Origin of the sequence: Dietzia maris (assembly GCF_036287335.1) — a bacterium.
Classification (GTDB): domain Bacteria; phylum Actinomycetota; class Actinomycetes; order Mycobacteriales; family Mycobacteriaceae; genus Dietzia; species Dietzia cinnamea.
In genome coordinates, this window is sequence record NZ_CP143053.1 from 797,702 (window position 1) to 815,319 (window position 17,618).

General features: G+C 71.8%; 17 protein-coding genes. 12 read left to right on the forward strand and 5 right to left on the reverse strand.

Annotated elements, in window-relative coordinates; all coding sequences use genetic code 11:
- Positions 1-48: 48 nt before the first annotated feature.
- Both idi and VYL96_RS03665 read right to left on the reverse strand, forming a co-directional pair.
- Positions 49-612, reverse strand: a complete 564-nt coding sequence (gene idi, locus VYL96_RS03660) for an isopentenyl-diphosphate Delta-isomerase (RefSeq protein ID WP_061229017.1) — start codon at positions 610-612, stop codon at positions 49-51.
- 146 nt (positions 613-758) lie between these two features.
- The gene (locus VYL96_RS03665) at positions 759-1,898 is read right to left on the reverse strand and encodes an acyl-CoA dehydrogenase family protein (RefSeq protein ID WP_131886168.1); all 1,140 of its coding nucleotides are present in this window, start codon (positions 1,896-1,898) and stop codon (positions 759-761) included.
- A gap of 147 nt (positions 1,899-2,045) precedes the next feature.
- Here VYL96_RS03665 and VYL96_RS03670 point away from each other — a divergent pair, with 147 nt between their 5' ends.
- The 3 genes from VYL96_RS03670 (at position 2,046) to VYL96_RS03680 (ending at position 6,940) form a co-directional block, all read left to right on the forward strand.
- Entirely contained in the window at positions 2,046-3,686 is a 1,641-nt protein-coding gene (locus VYL96_RS03670) for an AMP-binding protein (RefSeq protein ID WP_131886169.1), read from the forward strand.
- A 54-nt stretch (positions 3,687-3,740) separates the two neighbouring features.
- Complete coding sequence (locus VYL96_RS03675; protein ID WP_131886170.1) at positions 3,741-5,201, forward strand: family 43 glycosylhydrolase; 1,461 nt, start codon at positions 3,741-3,743, stop codon at positions 5,199-5,201.
- Between the two features lie 131 nt (positions 5,202-5,332).
- The gene (locus tag VYL96_RS03680) at positions 5,333-6,940 is read left to right on the forward strand and encodes an SLC13 family permease (RefSeq protein WP_131886191.1); all 1,608 of its coding nucleotides are present in this window, start codon (positions 5,333-5,335) and stop codon (positions 6,938-6,940) included.
- 79 nt (positions 6,941-7,019) lie between these two features.
- On the opposite strand, the gene VYL96_RS03685 is transcribed toward VYL96_RS03680, so the two are convergent.
- Positions 7,020-7,610, reverse strand: a complete 591-nt coding sequence (locus VYL96_RS03685; protein WP_131886171.1) for a GNAT family N-acetyltransferase — start codon at positions 7,608-7,610, stop codon at positions 7,020-7,022.
- Between the two features lie 157 nt (positions 7,611-7,767).
- Here VYL96_RS03685 and VYL96_RS03690 point away from each other — a divergent pair, with 157 nt between their 5' ends.
- The 7 genes from VYL96_RS03690 (at position 7,768) to VYL96_RS03720 (ending at position 15,238) form a co-directional block, all read left to right on the forward strand.
- The gene (locus tag VYL96_RS03690; RefSeq protein WP_131886172.1) at positions 7,768-8,943 is read left to right on the forward strand and encodes an aminotransferase class I/II-fold pyridoxal phosphate-dependent enzyme; all 1,176 of its coding nucleotides are present in this window, start codon (positions 7,768-7,770) and stop codon (positions 8,941-8,943) included.
- A gap of 67 nt (positions 8,944-9,010) precedes the next feature.
- Positions 9,011-9,220 carry a hypothetical protein gene (locus VYL96_RS03695; protein ID WP_131886173.1) on the forward strand — a complete coding sequence of 70 codons (210 nt, stop codon included), beginning with the start codon at positions 9,011-9,013 and terminating at the stop codon, positions 9,218-9,220.
- A 21-nt stretch (positions 9,221-9,241) separates the two neighbouring features.
- Positions 9,242-10,699: an adenylosuccinate lyase gene (purB, locus tag VYL96_RS03700; RefSeq protein ID WP_131886174.1), complete on the forward strand. Its 1,458-nt coding sequence runs from the start codon at positions 9,242-9,244 to the stop codon at positions 10,697-10,699.
- Positions 10,700-10,910: 211 nt separating this feature from the next.
- On the forward strand, positions 10,911-11,108 hold the full coding sequence (locus VYL96_RS03705) for a hypothetical protein (protein ID WP_129591181.1): 198 nt from the start codon (positions 10,911-10,913) through the stop codon (positions 11,106-11,108).
- 55 nt (positions 11,109-11,163) lie between these two features.
- Positions 11,164-12,027, forward strand: a complete 864-nt coding sequence (locus VYL96_RS03710; RefSeq protein WP_063934962.1) for an alpha/beta hydrolase — start codon at positions 11,164-11,166, stop codon at positions 12,025-12,027.
- 71 nt (positions 12,028-12,098) lie between these two features.
- The gene (locus VYL96_RS03715) at positions 12,099-12,992 is read left to right on the forward strand and encodes a phosphoribosylaminoimidazolesuccinocarboxamide synthase (RefSeq protein WP_063934961.1); all 894 of its coding nucleotides are present in this window, start codon (positions 12,099-12,101) and stop codon (positions 12,990-12,992) included.
- A complete protein-coding gene (locus VYL96_RS03720; RefSeq protein WP_207913582.1) occupies positions 12,989-15,238 on the forward strand; it encodes a S9 family peptidase in 2,250 nt (749 codons plus the stop codon). The genes VYL96_RS03715 and VYL96_RS03720 overlap by 4 nt, the downstream gene beginning before the upstream one ends.
- Positions 15,239-15,373: 135 nt before the next feature.
- Here the strand turns inward: VYL96_RS03720 and VYL96_RS03725 are convergent, their stop codons facing one another.
- Entirely contained in the window at positions 15,374-15,928 is a 555-nt protein-coding gene (locus tag VYL96_RS03725; RefSeq protein ID WP_063972949.1) for a hypothetical protein, read from the reverse strand.
- Positions 15,928-16,203, reverse strand: a complete 276-nt coding sequence (locus tag VYL96_RS03730) for a helix-turn-helix transcriptional regulator (protein ID WP_070721402.1) — start codon at positions 16,201-16,203, stop codon at positions 15,928-15,930. The genes VYL96_RS03725 and VYL96_RS03730 overlap by 1 nt, the downstream gene beginning before the upstream one ends.
- 63 nt (positions 16,204-16,266) lie before the next feature.
- On the opposite strand from VYL96_RS03730, the gene VYL96_RS03735 reads away from it, so the two are divergent.
- The gene (locus tag VYL96_RS03735; protein ID WP_131886175.1) at positions 16,267-16,764 is read left to right on the forward strand and encodes a glutathione peroxidase; all 498 of its coding nucleotides are present in this window, start codon (positions 16,267-16,269) and stop codon (positions 16,762-16,764) included.
- Positions 16,765-16,848: 84 nt separating this feature from the next.
- A complete protein-coding gene (locus VYL96_RS03740; protein ID WP_131886176.1) occupies positions 16,849-17,553 on the forward strand; it encodes a DUF2334 domain-containing protein in 705 nt (234 codons plus the stop codon).
- Positions 17,554-17,618: the final 65 nt, after the last annotated feature.

Here is a 17,618-nt window from a genome sequence, read left to right on the forward strand (position 1 = left end):
TGCCCACTAGCCGGCCGGGCTCCCCACGAGGGTCGCTCCGTGCGCGGATCAGCGTGCGTAGAGCTCCATGTGCGGGACCTGCGCCACCAGCCAGGGGCTGAACGCGAACGGCGTGGCGTCGACCGCCGTCCGGACGTCCTCGGGACGGGCCCAGTGGTGGGCGCAGACCTCGTCGGCGCGCGGGTTCACGTCGGCGCGGATGCGGGCGGTGAACACCGGACAGATCTCGTTCTCCACGATCCCCGAGTCGTCGACGGCCCGGTACCGGAAATCCGGCACCGCCGTCTCGATGGAGTCGACCCGGGTCCCGAGTTCCTGCTCGGCCCGCCGGACGATCGCCTCCATCGGATCCTCGCCCGGACCGGGGTGGCCGCAGAACGAGTTGGTCCAGATTCCGGGCCAGGTCCGCTTGCTCAGCGCCCGCCTCGTGAGGAGGACGCGGCCCTCGTCGTCGACGACATGACACGAGAACGCCAGGTGGAGCGGGGTGTCGGCGGTGTGGACGGTGGCCTTGTCCGCGGTGCCGGTCGGCGTCCCGTCCTCGTCGAGGAGGACGACCAGTTCGACCGGACCGGAGGCTGACCCGGTGACGGGCACGGAGAGGGAGGACATGAGGCCAGCCTAGGCAGTTCCGCCGGTGGCGGTACCGCGGCCGACGGGCGGACGGCCCGCTCGGGGGAGGGCCGCCGACCGCCGACCCCGGGCCGCCGACCCCGGGCCGCCGAACCCGGGCCGCAGCCCGCCGCCGGCCCCGCGCCTCAGCCCGCGAGGCTGCGGGCGATCACCAGGCGCTGGATCTGGTTGGTGCCCTCGAAGATCTGGGTGATCTTGGCCTCGCGCATGTACCGCTCCACGGGGAACTCGCGGGTGTAGCCCACGCCGCCCAGGACCTGCACGGCGTCGGTGGTCACCTTCATCGCGGCGTCGGTGGCGGTGAGCTTGGCGATCGAGGCCTCGCGCGAGTACGGCCGGCCGGCGTCCTTGCGGCGCGCCGCGTCGAGGTACGCCGCGCGGGCCGAGGCCACGGCCGCGGCCATGTCGGCGAGCAGGAAGCCGAGTCCCTGGTGGCCGATGATGGTCTTGCCGAACGCCTCGCGCTCGTTGGCGTAGGCCACCGCGTCGTCGAGCGCGCGCTGTGCGATGCCCGTGGCCACGGCGGCGATCCCGAGGCGGCCCGAGTCCAGGGCGGAGAACGCGATGCGCAGGCCCTCGCCCTCGGCGCCGATGAGCCGGCCGGCGTCGATGCGGGCGCCCTCGTAGGAGGCCGTGGTGGTGGGCACGCCGTTGAGGCCCATCTTGTCCTCGGGCTTGCCGAAGTGCAGGTTCTCCGTGTCGCGCGGCACGAGCAGGCAGGAGATGCCGCGCGAGCCCTCGCCGGTGCGGACGAAGGTGTTGTAGACGTCGGCGATCCCGCCGTGGGTGATCCACGACTTGGTGCCGGTCACCACGTACGCGTCACCGTCCCGCTCGGCGCGGCACCGCAGGGCGGCGGCGTCTGATCCGGCCTGCGGCTCGGACAGCGAGTACGCACCGATCTGCTCGCCGGCGAGCAGCCCGGGCAGCCACTCGGCCTTCTGCTCGTCGGTGCCGGCGGTGGCCAGCGGGAAGCAGGACAGCCCGTGGACGCTCGTGGCCACCGCGACGGCCGCCCAGCGGGCGCCGAGCTCCTCGAGGACCTGCAGGTACACCTCGTAGGGCTGATCGCCGCCGCCGAACTCCTCCGGGTAGGGCAGGCCGAGCAGGCCGACCTCGCCGAGCTGGGCGAACAGCCCCTCGGGGTAGGTGTGGTTCCGCTCGTGTTCCGCGGCTATCGGCTCGAGGAGCTTGTCCGCGACCGAGCGCGTCATCTCGAGGAGTTCGTACGCCTCGTCGCTGGGGAGCAGTCGGTCCACGGCCATGGGGGTCCTCCGGGTGCGTGCGGGAAAGATACTGGGTCCCATTAGAGTGCACGTCCGGATCGCGGGCCCTGTAGCCCCGAAAGCGGGGGTGCCCGTCGGTGGGTGGTGGTGGTGCTCACCCCGTCGTCTGGACCACAATCGCCGACTATGACCGAGAACACCGCGTCGACCGCGTCCACGCCCCTGTCGCCGGAGGAGTTGCTGGCGATCTACGACGTCCCCGGCGCGAGCGCCGCGGAGTTCCTGTGCGACCGACACGATCCGGACGCGGTCGCGTTCACCGTCATCGACGCGGACCTGTCCGGCCGCGACATCACGTACGCCGAGCTGCGCACGGAGAGCGAGAAGGTCGCCGCCGCACTGGCCGCGCTGGGGGTGGCCGAGGGCAACCGCGTGGCCACGCTCATGTCCAAGTCCGCCGACCTGGTGTTCACGCTCATGGGGATCTGGCGGCTCGGCGCCGTCCACATGCCGCTGTTCACCGCGTTCGCGTGGCCGGCCATCGAGATGCGCATCACCGGCGGCGACGCGAAGGTGATCGTCTCCGACGCCGACCAGCGCGGCAAGCTCGAGTCCACGTCCGTGCCGGTCGTCGTCGCCGGCCTGGCCGACTGCCCGGAGGCCCGGGAGGGCGACCTCGACCTGGCCACGATCGTCGCGGCGCAGGAGCCCGGTCGCCCCGCCGCGGTCACCGGCCCGGACGCCGGCATGGTCATGCTCTTCACCTCCGGCACCACGGGCACCCCGAAGGGCGTCGTCGTGCCGGTGCGCGCGCTGGCCGCGTTCCACCAGTACATCGAGACCGGCCTGGACGTCCGCGCGGACGACGTGTTCTGGAACGGCGCCGACCCGGGCTGGGCGTACGGCCTGTACTACGGCATCCTCGGCCCGCTGGCCGTCGGGCGCCGCAGTCTGCTGTTGCACGCGCGCTACACGCCGGAGCTGGCCTTCGCCGTGCTGCAGTACTACCGCGTCACCAACTTCGCCGCCGCCCCGACCGTGTACCGGACCATGCGCGCCAAGCGCGACATCGCGCCGGCCGACGTGAAGCTCCGCCGCGCCTCGGCCGCCGGCGAGCCGCTCACCCCCGAGGTGATCGAGTGGTCGCGCGAGCAGTTCGGTGTGGAGGTGCGCGACCAGTACGGGCAGACCGAGCACGGCATGTTCATCATCAACCCGTGGCACGACTCCCTGCGCGAGGAGGTCCGCCCCGGCTCGATGGGCGTGCCCCTGCCGGGCTGGTCGTGCACCGTGCTGGCCGCGGACTCGGACGATCCGGCGCCGGCCGGAGAGCTGGGCCGCGTGGCGATCGACGTGCCCGCCAGCCCGCTCATGTGGTTCACCGGCTACCACGAGGCGCCGGAGAAGACCGCCGAGCGCTTCAGCGCGGACGGCCGCTGGTACTACACCGGCGACGCGGCCAAGCTCGACGCCGACGGCCACTTCTACTTCTCCAGCCGCGACGACGACGTCATCATCATGTCCGGCTACCGCATCGGGCCCTTCGACGTGGAGTCCGTGCTGGCCAAGCACCCGGACGTGCTCGAGTCCGCGGTGATCGGCGTGCCCGACGAGCTCGCGGGCGAGGTGCTCGAGGCGTACGTCGTCCTGCGCGACGGGGTCGACGGCGGCCCGGAGGCCGAGGCCGCGCTGCAGAAGTGGGTCAAGACCGAGTTCGCGGCCCATGCCTTCCCCCGCCGGGTCCACTTCGTGCGCGAGCTGCCCAAGACGCCGTCGGGCAAGATCCAGCGCTTTCTGCTGCGCAAGGAGCGCTCCGGGCAGGCCTGACGGGTCGCGGACCGGGGTGCTGCGGGCCGGCGCGCGGGGAACTATCCTCAGCCCATGACTCCCGCGGCCTCCGTCCGTTCCCCCGGGTCGGCGGCCCTCGTCGTCGTCGCCCTCGTCACGGCGGTCACGGTGGCCGCCACCGCCGTCGCCACGGCCACCACCGCGACGGCCGCGGCCAACCCCGTGATCTCGTCGGTCGCCCCCGACCCCTCGGTGCAGCGCGGCGCCGACGGCGCGTTCCACGTCCACGCCACCTCCGACGACTGGGGTGACGGCGCCGGGCGACGCCTCGTGCCGCACTTCCGGTCCTTCGACCTGGTGGAGTGGGAGTACGTGGGCGACGCGTTCGCCGCGCCGCCCGCGTGGGCGCCGGCCGGATCATCGCTGTGGGCGCCCGACGTCCACCTCGCCGACGCCGGGGCGGTCATGTACTACACCACCGGCGGCTCCGCGCCGTGCATCGGCCGCGCCACCGCGCCCGGCCCGGACGGCCCGTGGATCCACGACGCCACCCCGATCGTCTGCTACGGCGCCGACGAGCCCTACCAGGACCTCGACCCCATGGACCCGGAGGTCGTGTTCACCGAGGACGGCCCGGTGATGCTCATGGGCAACTTCGAGGGCATCCACGCCGTACCGATGAACGCCGCAGGCACCGCACTGGACGGCGATCCGGTGCTCGTCGCGGGGCCGGGCGTCGAGGCGCCGGCCGTGGTCGCCCGCGCCGGGCGCACCCACCTGTTCACGAGCGCCGGCCTGTGTTGCGACGGCGAGCGGTCGCAGTACCGGGTGCTCGGCGGACGCGCGGACGACCTCCTCGGCCCGTACGAGGACAGGACCGGACGGCCGTTGCTCGAGCGCGGCGCGGGCGACGTGATCCTCAGGGGCGACGAGAACTGGGTCGGGCCGGGGCACGTCGACGTCGCCACCGACGACGCCGGGCAGGACTGGATGCTCTACCACGCCGCGCCGCGCGGTCAGGCCGTGCTGCCGGGCGGCGTGCAGCGCCGCTACATGCTGCTCGACCGCCTGGACTGGGTGGGTGGCTGGCCGGTGGTCGGCGACGGCACCCCGTCCGGGGCGCGCCCGGCCGATCCGGTGATCGACCTGCCCGTGCGCGTCACCGCGGTCGGGGACGCGGCGCTCCGACGGGTCGACGACGACGAGGTGCTCGATCTCCCGATCCGGATCGCGTCCACCGGCACCGCGTACACGGGTGAGCTCAGGGCCACGGTCACCGGTCCCGACAAGCGACGGACGGCGCTGCCGGTCGTGGCCGGGAGCGGGGACCTGCCCGCCGCCCCGGCGGAGGTCGCCGCCGGGGGAGTGCTCGACCGCACGCTGACCCTGCGCGCGCCCCGACCGCTGGCCGCGGGCCGCCACGAGCTGGTGGTGTCCCTCGGCCCGGTCGGCGGCGCCGCGCAGGAACTGGCGGTGTTCGGACTCGAGGTGGCCCCGGACGGCTCGCTGTCGCTCGGGTCCGGGGCGCTCGGATCGGTACCGTTCGGATCGTGAGTGCCGGAAGCTGTACCGACGACGGTCGGTAACGGCGAGAGGGAGGCGACATGGCAACCGGGGACGACGACCGGAGGGGTGACGACGCGGTCGGCCGGACGGATGACGGCCCCGCGGAACGCCGCATCGTCATGGCACCGCACCTGCGTGGTCTGGAGCCCGACCCCCACCGCGGGGCTGAGGTCGACCAGAAGTCACCGGGCGAGCTCGACGAGGCCGTGCAGCGCGGGGAGTTCATCCGGAGTGTCGTGGGCACCGTCGCCGGGCTGGCCGCCGCGGCGATCGTGTACCTGCTCATACCGGGCGACCTCGAGCACAACGCGCGCCTCACCGCGGCGGTGGCCGTGCTGCTCGGAATCTGGTGGATGACCGAGTGCATCCCCATCCCCGCGACCGCCCTGGTGCCGCTCATCGCCTTCCCCGTACTGGGTCAGGACATCTCGGTCGACGACGTGGGCGCCGAGTACGGCAACAACATCATCTTCCTGTTCATGGGCGGGTTCCTCATCGCGATCGCCATGCAGCGGTGGAACCTGCACCGGCGGATCGCCCTGCTCACCGTGCGCGCGATGGGCACCCGGTCCACGAGCGTGATCGCCGGGTTCATGATCGCGACCGGGTTCCTGAGCATGTGGGTGTCGAACACCGCGACGGCCGTGATGATGCTGCCGATCGGTGTGTCCGTGCTGATGCTGGCCTCCGAACTCAGCGGCGGCGACGGCGACGGGAAGACCGCGATGCCCGAGATGGACCCGCAGGCGGATCCGAGCTCCGATGCGGTGAAGGAGGCGGTGATCCGCTCCAACTTCGGCACGGCCCTCATGCTCGGCATCGCCTACGCGGCGTCCGTCGGGTCACTGGCGACGATCATCGGGACCCCGCCAAACACCCTGCTCGCCGGATATCTCAGCGCCGAGCACGACATCCAGCTGGGCTTCGGCCAGTGGATGCTGGTCGGGCTGCCGCTCGCGGTGGTCATGCTGGTGATCACCTGGCTCCTGCTCACCAAGGTCCTGTTCAAGCCGGAGATCGAGCGGATCCCCGGTGGGCGGCAGCTGTTCGACGACGAGCTGCGCCGTCTCGGTCCCACGTCGTCGGGTGAGAAGCGCGTCCTGGCCGTCTTCGTGGCCGCCGCGGTGTCCTGGGTGGCCGTCCCCCTGGTGTTCGAGGACCCGCCGATCTCCGACGCGGGCATCGCGCTCGCGGCCGGCCTGCTGCTGTTCCTGCTGCCTGCCGGGTCCCGGCGAGGCGTGCGACTGCTCACCTGGGACGCCGCGCTGGCGCTGCCGTGGGGTGTCCTGCTGCTGTTCGGCGGTGGCCTGGCGCTGTCCTCGCAGTTCTCCGGCTCGGGGCTCACCGACTGGATCGGCGAGCAGGCCGGTGCGCTGGGCGCCCTACCGGTCGTCCTGCTGGTGGTGGTGGCCGCCGCGGGGATCATCTTCCTCACCGAGCTGACGAGTAACACCGCCACCGCAGCGACGTTCCTGCCGGTGGCCGGCGGCGTGGCCCTCGGACTGGGAGTGGACCCGATGCTCCTCGCGGTGCCGGTCGCACTGGCCGCCACGTGCGCGTTCATGCTCCCCGTGGCGACACCGCCCAACGCGATCGCCTACGGCTCCGGGTACGTGACGATCGGTCAGATGATCCGGGGCGGCCTGTGGCTCAACCTCATCGGGATCGTGCTCATCACGCTGGTCACCATGACCCTGCTGGTGTGGGTGTTCGGGTTGACGGCCTGACGGCCTGACGGCCTGACGGCCTGACGGCCTGACGGCCTGACGGTCTGACGGGCGGTCGCGGGGGGCCGGGAACCCGGTCTCACCCGAGCTCCCGCCTCATCACGATCCTGGGGAAGCCCGCCGTCACCGACGACGTGTCGGCGACCTTGACGAATCCCGCGGCCTCGAACAGGGAGCGGAACCCGACGAAGGCCATGGTGAGGTCGACCTTCGCCCCGCCGTTGTCGACGGGGACGGCCTCGACGGCGGGGGCACCGTGCTCACGGGCGAAGGCGACCGCTCCCTCGACGAGGTCGTGGGCGACGCCCCGGCCCCGATACCCGGGTCGGACCCGGATGCAGAAGATCGACCACACGGGGCGCGTGTCCACGGTCGGGATCACCCTCGACCGGGCGACGGGCAGGTCGTGGCGCGGGGCGACGGCCGCCCACCCCACGGGCTCGGACCCCAGGTAGGCGAGCACTCCCGGGGCGACGTCTCCCTCGCACAGTTCGCGGACCCGGTCGCCCCGGGCGCGGCCGACCAGTGACCTGTTGGTCGCGGAGTCCACCCGGTGACTGAGGCACCAGCACACCGAGGCGTCGGGGTTCTTCCTGGGGCCCAGCAGAACCGCCACGTCGTCGAACCTGGTGGCGGGGCGCACGACGACGCCGTCAGCGGAGGAGTTCATGGGGCCGTCCTCGAGCCTCGTCGACCTGCGACGGTTCTGACGCTAGTCCGCCAGCGCACCCCCGGCATCCGACTGAACGGCCGTTCCCACCGCTCTCGCCGCATCCGACCGACCGGCCCGTGGTGGACACCGCCGACCCGGGCGCTAGCGTCGGGGCATGTCCGTCCCACGCGAACCCTCCCGCCGCTCGGCCGTCGAGCCGTTCCACGTGATGAGCGTCCTCGCGGCCGCGGCCAGGCGCCAGGAGACCCACGGGGACGTGATCTCCCTGTGCGCCGGGCAGCCCTCGACCCCGGCCCCGGCGCCGGTACTGGCCGCGGCCCGCCGGGCCCTGGACACCGAGATCCTCGGCTACACCGAGGCCGTGGGGATCCGGCCCCTGCGTGAGGCGATCGCCGCGTATCACCGGCGACGGGACGGGCTCGACGTGAGCGCCGACGACGTCGTCGTCACCACCGGTTCCTCCGGCGGCTTCACCGCGCTCTTCCTCGCCGCCTTCGACCCCGGCGACACCGTGGTCATGGCGCGCCCCGGCTACCCCGCCTACCGCAACACCCTCCAGGCGCTGGGGTGCCGCGTCCACGAGATCGCCTGCGGGGCGGACACGCGGTATCAGCCCACCGTCGCGCAACTCGAGGCGGTCACGGTGGAGCTCGGCCACGCCCCCGCCGGGCTCATCGTCGCCAGCCCCGCCAACCCCACCGGCACGATCATCGACGCGGACGAGCTCGCCGCGCTGGCCCGGTGGTGCGAGGCGCACGGCACACTGCTCATCAGCGACGAGATCTACCACGGCGTCACCTACGGCCGGGAGTGCGCGAGCGCGTGGCGGACCAGCCGCGAGACGGTGGTCATGGGCTCGGTGTCCAAGTACTTCTCCATGACCGGCTGGCGCATCGGCTGGATGCTGTTGCCCGAGTACCTCCGCGAGCCCGTCGACCGGCTCGTGGGCAACCTGACGATCTGCCCGCCGGCGGACGCGCAGTTCGCCGCCGTCGCCGCCTTCACCGACGAGTCGACCGCCGAGCTCGACCTCCACGTCCAGCGCTACGCCCGCAACCGCGACCTCGTGCTGCGCCGGCTGGGCGAGCTCGGGGTGGGGGAGATCGCTCCGCCCGACGGCGCCTTCTACGCCTACTTCGACGTCTCGCGGTGGACCGACGACTCGGTGGCGTGGTGCGCACGGATCCTCGACCGAACCGGGGTCGCGCTCACGCCGGGAGTGGACTTCGACACCGTCGACGGCCGCCACACCGTCCGGCTGAGCTTCGCCGGGGCGACCGATGAGATCGCCGAGGCCATGGACCGGCTCGAGGCGGAACTGGCCCCGTAGGCACCGGCCCGCGGGCGATGTGGGCGCCGTCGGCCCCGGGGACGTGGCGCCCCCGGCGGTGCCGGACGTGGCGCCCCCGCCGGTGGCCGACGTGGCGGCCCCGCCGGTGGCGCAGGGCCGCTACCGTCAGCACATGGGTTCCGCCGAGATCATCACCGCCAGCGTCTACATCACCCGGCCGTGGCTGCTGCTGCAGGCGCCGCTGACGGGCGAGCAGGTCTACCTCAACGCCCGCGAGATCCTCGCCGGGTCCACCGGCGGCTCGGTCATCTCCTGAGCGGGCTGCGATACTGGGGGCGTGACCGCCCAGAACGCCTCGCCCGCCCGGGCCGAAAAGCCCCGGATCTCCAACGTCCTCGCCTCGCGCTACGCGAGCGTCGACCTGGCCACGCTGTGGTCCGCCGAACACAAGATCGTGCTCGAGCGCCAGCTGTGGATCGCGGTGCTCCGCGCGCAGCGCGACCTGGGGATCGACGTGCCCGACGGCGTGATCGAGGCCTACGAGGCGGTGATCGACCGCGTCGACCTCGCGTCGATCGCCGAGCGTGAGCGGGTCACCCGGCACGACGTCAAGGCCCGGATCGAGGAGTTCAACGACCTAGCCGGGCACGAGCACATCCACAAGGGCATGACGAGCCGGGACCTCACCGAGAACGTCGAGCAGCTGCAGGTGGTGCGGTCGCTCGAGCTGGTGCGCGACCGGGGCGTCGCCGCGGCCCGTCGTCTGGCCGAGCACGCCGTGGCCCACCGCGACACGATCATGGCGGGACGCAGCCACAACGTCGCCGCGCAGGCCACCACCCTCGGTAAGCGCTTCGCCTCCGCGGCCGACGAGTTGCTGGTCGCCCTTGAGCGGGTCGAATCCCTCCTCGAGCGGTATCCGCTGCGCGGCATCAAGGGCCCCATGGGGACCGCCCAGGACATGCTCGACCTCCTCGGCGGAGACGCCGCCAAGATGGCCGAGCTCGAGGGGCGGATAGCCGAACACCTGGGCTTCGCCCGCACCTTCGACTCGGTCGGGCAGGTCTACCCGCGGTCGCTGGACCACGAGGTCGTCTCCGCGCTCGTCCAGCTCGGGGCGGGCCCGTCCTCGCTGGCGCAGACCATCCGCCTCATGGCCGGTCACGAGCTCGTCACCGAGGGTTTCCAGCCCGGGCAGGTCGGCTCCTCGGCGATGCCGCACAAGATGAACACCCGCTCGTGCGAGCGGGTCAACGGACTGCAGGTGGTCCTGCGCGGATACGGGTCCATGGCCGCCGAGCTCGCGGGCGCGCAGTGGAACGAGGGCGACGTGTTCTGTTCGGTGGTCCGTCGTGTCGCGCTGCCGGATGCGTTCTTCGCGCTGGACGGCATGTTCGAGACCTTCCTGACCGTCCTCGACGAGTTCGGCGCCTACCCCGCGGTGATCGACAAGGAGCTGCAGCGGTACCTGCCGTTCCTCGCCACCACCAAGGTGCTCATGGCCGCGGTGCGCGCCGGGGTCGGTCGCGAGCTCGCCCACGAGGCGATCAAGGAGAACGCCGTCGCCGTGGCCCTGGCCATGCGCGAGGAGGGCCGCGAACCCGACCTCATCGACCGGCTCGCGGCGGACGAGCGGCTGCCTTTGGGCCGTCCGGCGCTGGAGGAGGCGCTGGCGGACCGCGCGGCGTTCATCGGTGCGGCCGGCGACCAGGTCGATGCCGTGGTCGCCCGCGTCGAGGCGCTCGTCGCCCGGCACCCAGAGGCCGCCGGCTACGCGCCGGGCTCGATTCTGTAGAACCCGAGCGGGTCGCGTCCGCCTCGCGGATCGGGGCTGACGCGCCGCCCCGGGGACCGCGCAGCCGCTCCCGGGGATGGCGTCTCGCTCCCGCCCTTGCTCGCCTCGATCGCAGCCGCTCCTCGGCATGGCGTCTCGCCTGCCCCGGCGCGGGGGCCAGACGCCATCGTCGGGGGCGGGAGTGTTGGCCTCCGGGCAGCCGCTCCTGGAGATGGCGCCTCGCCCCCGCCCTTGCTCGCCTCCCTGGAACACCCGGTGCTCCGGTGCGATCCAGTCAGGACTCGCCACCGCGAGTTCGGCGGTCGGGATCGACCCGGCGGCGTTCATGGAGCAGTTCCAGGTACCTATCGCCTTCTCGCTGATGTCACTGGGCGTGGACAACCTCATCCTGCGGCAGCTCGGCATCTGAGGACCGCCCGGCGATCGGCCCCTGGTCGGCGCGGGCGGGCACTAGTCTCATCACCATGTACGAGACCGTGATCCCCGTCCCCGGCACCTCTGGACTACAGGCGAAGCTGCACCACGCCGACGAGCCGAGGGCTCTGATGGTGCTGGTCCACGGCTTCGGCGAACACTCCGGTCGCTACGCGCGAACCATCCGGTTCCTCACCGATCGCGGGATCACGGTCGCGACCTACGACCTGCGTGGTCACGGCACCGCCCCGGGGCCGCGATTCAAAGTCGCGATGGAAACCCACATCGAGGACAACCTGGCGGTGCGTGACGCGGTGGCTGAGTGGTCCCGGTCGGAGGAGGGGGCCGGAGCCGACGCCCTCCCGAGACTGCTCATGGGGCATTCCATGGGCGGGCAGGTGGCCGGTGAATCCGCGCTCAGGAGACCCTGGGACCTCAAAGGGCTCATCCTGTCCTCGCCGGGGCTCGCCGTGGGTGAGGGCACGCCAGCGGCTCTCAAGGCGGTCGCTCCCGTGGTCGCGCGCCTGCTGCCGTTCCTTCCGGTCGAGAAACTGGATGCGAACGACATCTCGCGGGTGCCCGAGTACGTGGAGGACTACTGCTCGGACCCGCTGGTGCACCAATCCGGGGTGCCGGCGCTGACCGCGGGGACGATGTTGGCTGGCGGCGCCAGGCTGATCGAGCGTTCCCGGTCCCTGCGGTTGCCCACGCTCATCCTCAACGGTTCCGCCGACTCCATCACCTCCCCGACGGGGTCGCGCCGGTTCGCGCAGGTTGCAGGCACGGATCACGATCCGCGCCCGGAGATCACCTACCGGGAGATCGAGGGCGGGCTGCACGAACTGTTCAACGACCTCTGCGCGGACGAGGCGTACGCGGCACTGGGGGAGTGGCTCGACGCCCGGCTGGGCTGAGTCTCCGCGCGGGGCCGGCCGGCTCGACGCACCGCCTCGTCGGTGATCGTCGTCCGGCTACGCTGGCCGTCATGCGACCCGATCTGTCCTCCTACCGCCACCTCGTCTCCGGGAAGGTCCGCGAGCTGTACGAGATCGACGACGAGACGCTGCTCATGGTGGCCACCGACAGGATCTCGGCGTACGACCACGTGCTCGGGACTCCCATCCCCGACAAGGGCCGGGTGCTCACCGCGATGAGCGCGTTCTTCTTCGACGCGCTCGACGTGCCCAACCACCTGGCGGGACCACTCGACGACGAGCGCATCCCGGCCGAGGTGCTGGGGCGCGCGATGGTGGTGCGTCGGCTCGATATGGTCCAGGCGGAGTGTGTCGCCCGCGGTTACCTGACCGGGTCGGGCATCACCGAGTACCGCGAATCGGGCACGGTGTGCGGCATCGAGCTGCCCGACGGCTTGGTGGAGGCCAGCAAGTTGCCGGAGCCGATCTTCACCCCGGCCACCAAGGCGGCGGTGGGGGACCACGACGAGAACATCTCGTTCGACCAGCTCACCCGCATCGTCGGCGACGAGCTCGCCGAGCGGCTGCGGTCGGAGACCCTCGACATCTACTCGCGGGCCGCGGAGATCGCCGCCGACCGTGGCGTGCTGCTGGCGGACACGAAGTTCGAGTTCGGGCTGGCCGACGGGGAGCTGATCCTCGCCGACGAGGTGCTCACGCCGGACTCGTCCCGGTACTGGCCGGCCGACGATTACTCGCCGGGCCGCGTGCAGCCGAGCTTCGACAAGCAGTTCGTGCGCAACTGGCTGACCGGGCCGGAGGCGGGCTGGAACAAGGATGCCGACACCCCTCCGCCGGTGCTCCCCGACGAGGTGGTGGCCGCCACGCGCGAGCGGTACATCGAGGCGTATGAGCGGATCTCCGGTCTGTCGTTCGCGGACTGGATCGGCGGTGGCGACGCGTGAGCGCCTTCGACGCCACCTCGCGGAGTTCCGCGACCGAATCGACCTCGCCCGCGACTCCGACGACCCCGCCCGCGCCGCCCGTGGCCGAGCGTCGCCCGCACCGGCGCGAGCACCACGGTCGCGTCTTCGTCGACGACTACGAGTGGCTGCGCGACAAGGACGCCCCGGCGACGCGCGAGTACCTGGAGGCGGAGAACGCCTACACCGACGCCATGACCGCCGGCCTCAAGCCGCTGGAGGACGCGGTCTACGAGGAGATCCGCTCGCGCGTGAAGGAGACCGACATGTCGGTCCCCGTGCGTTCCGGCGGGTGGTGGTACTTCTCGCGTACGGAGGAGGGCCGGTCCTACGCGAAGCACTGCCGCGTCCCGGTTCCGCAGCAGTACGTCGACGACCCGGCGGACCCGGCCGGGTGGGCGCCGCCGGAGGTCTCCCCGGACGAGGAACTGCCCGGCGAGCAACTGCTCATGGACGGCAACGCGGAGGCCGAGGGGCACGAGTACTTCGCGCTCGGCGCGTTCTCGGTCAGTCACGACGGGACGATGCTGGCGTGGGCCACCGACACCGAGGGCGACGAGCGCTACACGCTGCGCTTCCGCTCGCTGGACCCCGAGGTCACCGCGCCGGACGAGGAGATCTCCGGCATCGCGGCGGGCGTGACCTGGTCCCGCGACGGCCGGTACGTGTTCTACGTGACGGTCGACGACGCGTGGCGACCGGACACCGTCTGGCGTCACCGCCTCGGGACGACGAGGGACGACGACGACGAGGTGTTCCACGAGCCCGACGAGTCCTACTGGATCGGGGTGGGCGAGACACGCAGTGAGAAGTACCTGCAGATAGCGGCGGGTTCCAAGATCACCACCGAGGTGTGGTGCCTGGACTCGGGCGATCCCGCGGGCGAGTTCTGGTGCGTCCGCCCGCGCGAGGAGGGCGTGGAGTACGACGTCGAGCACGCGGTGATCGGCGGCGAGGACCGCTTCATCATCACGCACAACGACGGCGCGCCGAACTACGTGGTGGCCGAGGCGCCCGCGGGCCCGATCGAGGGCTCGCTGCGGGACCTGCGCACGCTTGTCGAGCACCGCGACGACGTCCGCGTCGAGGGCGTGGACGCCTTCGCCCGGGTGCTGGTGCTGGGCTACCGCGAGGGGGCGCTGCCGCGCTTCGCGCTCATGCCGATCGACCCGGACTCCACGGCGGGGACCGGCGAGTACACGCGCTTCGAGCCCGTGGAGTTCGACGAGGAGCTGTTCACCTCCGGCCCCGGATCGAACCCGGAGTGGAACTCGCCGGTCCTGCGGTTCGGGTACGGCTCGTTCGTCACGCCGGGACGGGTCTACTCGCTCGATCTGGCCACCGGCGAGCGCACGCTGCTGCGCGAGCAGGAGGTCCTCGGCGGCTACGACCCGAGCGGCTACGTGCAGCGTCGGGACTGGGCCACCGCCGGAGACGGCACGCGCGTGCCGATCTCGCTGGTGATGTCGAACGACACCGCCGCCCGCGTCGACGCCGGCGAGCAGGTGCCGACCCTGCTGTACGGCTACGGTTCGTACGAGTCGAGTATTGATCCCGCGTTCTCGGTGGCCAGGCTGTCGTTGCTCGACCGGGGGATGGCCTACGCCGTGGCGCACGTGCGCGGCGGCGGCGAGATGGGCCGGCTCTGGTACGAGAACGGCAAGAAGCTGGCCAAGCGCAACACCTTCACCGACTTCGTCGACTGCGCGCGGCACCTCATCGACTCCGGGCTCACCGCGCCGGACCGGCTGGTCGCCGAGGGCGGCAGCGCGGGCGGCCTGCTCATGGGGGCGGTCGCCAACCTCGCCCCCGACCTGTTCGCGGGGATCCAGGCCGTGGTGCCGTTCGTCGACCCGCTCACCTCGATCCTCATGCCCGAGCTGCCGCTCACGGTGATCGAGTGGGACGAGTGGGGCGACCCGCTGCACTCCGAGGAGGTCTACGACTACATGGCCTCCTACGCCCCGTACGAGAACATCGAGGCCAAGGAGTACCCGGCCATCCTCGCGGTGACCTCGCTCAACGACACTCGCGTGCTGTACGTGGAGCCCGCCAAGTGGGTGGCCAAGCTGCGGGCCGTGGCGCCGTCGGCCAACTCCACCGACCGGCCGGTGCTGCTGCGCTGCGAGATGAGCGCCGGGCACGGCGGCGTGTCGGGCCGCTACGAGCGGTGGCGGCAGACGGCGTTCGAATACGCGTGGACGGTCCGCACCGCCGGCGCCGGTTAGGCCCACCCGCCACAAGGATCCGCTACTCCCGCTTCGGATCCGCTACTCCCACACGGGTAGCGGATTCCGAGCGGGAGTAGCGGATTTCGGGGAGGTGGGGCGCTCGTCGGCGGGGTGGCGGGGGCGAGCCCGGGCTCAGGCCGGGTCGTCGGCGGGCTCCATGGTGCGGGCCATCGCGGCAGCGGGGATGACCGCACCGGCGAGGAACAGGATGATGCCGAGCCCGCCCATCATGTAGGCCAGACGGTGGCCCTCCCCGAGCTGCAGGCTCGAGCCGAAGATCAGGACGAGCGAGATCACGAACAGTCCGCTCGTCACCAGGTTGAGCGCCCGGGACCGGGCCTGGAGCAGGGTGGCGGTCTCGAACTCGTCGAGGTAGCGGGCGGGTGCGGTGTCCTTGGAGTCGATCGTCACCCGGAGCATGGTCCAGACGGTGCAGATCACCACGGTCATGGGTAACCAGGCCAGGATGATCGGGAACCAGAAGTAGCCGGCCACCGCGATCGCGGCCATAATGCTCAGGCTCGCCCAGTTGAGACGGACGAGGAGACGGCGACGAGCTGCCGTCCGCCAGGTCGGCAGGCTCATCTCGGTGCGCTCCAGGTTCTTCTCGTACCGCCGCTCCGCGGTGGTACGAGCGTCGGAGGTCGGGCTGTCGGGGGTCGGGTTGTCGTGAGTGCGCGTGGTCATCACGAGTCCTCTCGGTCGCGGCGGTAGATCTCTGCGGACATCGGGCGGAACTCCTCGCGGGAGAACACGGCCTCGACCGGGAGGTCGAACACCGCGCAGATCCGGAAGGCCAGATCCAGGCTGGGGTAGTGGTCGCCGCGTTCGAGCGCCCCCACCGTCTGGGGGTTGACCTCGATCCGCTCCGCCAACGCCGCCCTGCTCAGGCGGTGCTCGGCGCGCAGGACGGCGATCCGGTTGAAGATCGGGAGCTTTTCTCCCCGACGCACTGGACTCATGTACCTGAGTGTTGGGAAAACCCAACGAATTGTCAATAGCGGTATCCGAGTAGGCTGGGTCACATGAGCAACGGCAGTGTCCACGACATCTCGTTCACCACCATCGACGGAGAGCAGGCCAGTATGGCCGACTACGCGGGCCACGCCGTCCTCGTGGTCAACGTCGCCAGCGAGTGCGGTCTCACCCCGCAGTACGAGGGCCTCCAGGAGCTCGCGGACGACTTCCGCGACCGCGGACTGTTCGTGATCGGGTTCCCGTGCAACCAGTTCATGGGCCAGGAGCCGGGGGATGAGGACACCATCAAGGAGTTCACGTCCGGCAAGTACGGGATCACCTTCCCGCTCGCGGCCAAGGTCGACGTCAACGGCCCTGACCGGCACCCGCTCTACGCTGAACTGACCAAGGTCGCCGACGCGGACGGCGAGGCCGGCGACGTGCAGTGGAATTTCGAGAAGTTCCTGATCTCCCCCGAGGGTGAGGTCGTCGGCCGGTTCCGCCCCAAGGTGGAGCCCGGGGCCCCCGAACTGGTGGAGGCGCTCGAGGAGACACTCCCGATCTGACGGGCTGAGCAGGCCCGACGGGGCCCGGCCATCAGACGTCCACCTCGTCGTCGTCATGTCACCCCGGTCTGCGACCATGCGGCCATGACCCCGCGCCTCATCGTCTCCCTCTCGGGTCTGCGCGACACCAGCCTCGACCACGCCGTCGACCTCGTCGGTGAGCTCGAGCGCAGGTCCGTCCCCGTCTCCCTCCTCGTCGCCCCGCGACGGGGTCGCGAGTACGCACTCGCCGCCGACCACGGCACCCAGGCATGGCTCCGGCACCGCCGCGGGCAGGGCGACGCGATCGTGCTGGGCGGCTACGACGACGCGGCGACCAGGCCCCGACGACCCGAATTCGCGTCCATCGGCCCCGCCGAGGCCACCGTGCGTCTCACCGCCGCCGACCGGCTCATGGCCGACATGGGCCTGCGAACCCGGGTCTTCGCGCCGCCGCGCTGGAACGCCTCTCCGGGCTGCCTCAGGGCCCTGCCCGACGTCGGGTTCCGGATGTGTGCCGCCCTCACCGGGATCCACGACGTCGTCCGCGGCACCACCGAGCGCGGCCGTGCCCTGTCGATCGGGGAGGGGTTCGTCGCCGACGCCTGGTGGTGCCGGGCGCTCGTCGCCGCCGCTGGCCGCACCGCCGCAGCGGACGGGCTCGTCAGGCTCAACGTCTCCGCCAAGCAGCTCTCCCGCCCGGCCCCGCGGGCCGCGCTGCTCGACGCCGTGGACCTCGTCACGGGGGAGTACGGAGCGCGGGTCGCGCGCTACGAGTGGTCACCCACCGCGCTGGTGGGCGCCGCCTGAGCTTCGGCCGCGGCGCCGGCTGCGGGTAGGATCGACAGGTGAGTCCCGGCAGGTCCGGGCCCGCC

What these genes read in the sequence shown, in the direction of transcription:
- VYL96_RS03665 (WP_131886168.1), bottom strand. Translation starts at nt 1,898, where the DNA reads ATGGCCGTGGACCGACTGCTCCCCAGCGACGAGGCGTACGAACTCCTC.
- VYL96_RS03735 (WP_131886175.1), top strand. Translation starts at nt 16,267, where the DNA reads ATGAGCAACGGCAGTGTCCACGACATCTCGTTCACCACCATCGACGGA.
- VYL96_RS03715 (WP_063934961.1), top strand. Translation starts at nt 12,099, where the DNA reads ATGCGACCCGATCTGTCCTCCTACCGCCACCTCGTCTCCGGGAAGGTC.
- VYL96_RS03710 (WP_063934962.1), top strand. Translation starts at nt 11,164, where the DNA reads ATGTACGAGACCGTGATCCCCGTCCCCGGCACCTCTGGACTACAGGCG.
- VYL96_RS03680 (WP_131886191.1), top strand. Translation starts at nt 5,333, where the DNA reads ATGGCACCGCACCTGCGTGGTCTGGAGCCCGACCCCCACCGCGGGGCT.
- idi (WP_061229017.1), bottom strand. Translation starts at nt 612, where the DNA reads ATGTCCTCCCTCTCCGTGCCCGTCACCGGGTCAGCCTCCGGTCCGGTC.
- VYL96_RS03725 (WP_063972949.1), bottom strand. Translation starts at nt 15,928, where the DNA reads ATGACCACGCGCACTCACGACAACCCGACCCCCGACAGCCCGACCTCC.
- VYL96_RS03675 (WP_131886170.1), top strand. Translation starts at nt 3,741, where the DNA reads ATGACTCCCGCGGCCTCCGTCCGTTCCCCCGGGTCGGCGGCCCTCGTC.
- VYL96_RS03685 (WP_131886171.1), bottom strand. Translation starts at nt 7,610, where the DNA reads ATGAACTCCTCCGCTGACGGCGTCGTCGTGCGCCCCGCCACCAGGTTC.
- VYL96_RS03730 (WP_070721402.1), bottom strand. Translation starts at nt 16,203, where the DNA reads ATGAGTCCAGTGCGTCGGGGAGAAAAGCTCCCGATCTTCAACCGGATC.
- VYL96_RS03740 (WP_131886176.1), top strand. Translation starts at nt 16,849, where the DNA reads ATGACCCCGCGCCTCATCGTCTCCCTCTCGGGTCTGCGCGACACCAGC.
- VYL96_RS03670 (WP_131886169.1), top strand. Translation starts at nt 2,046, where the DNA reads ATGACCGAGAACACCGCGTCGACCGCGTCCACGCCCCTGTCGCCGGAG.
- VYL96_RS03690 (WP_131886172.1), top strand. Translation starts at nt 7,768, where the DNA reads ATGTCCGTCCCACGCGAACCCTCCCGCCGCTCGGCCGTCGAGCCGTTC.
- VYL96_RS03705 (WP_129591181.1), top strand. Translation starts at nt 10,911, where the DNA reads ATGGCGCCTCGCCCCCGCCCTTGCTCGCCTCCCTGGAACACCCGGTGC.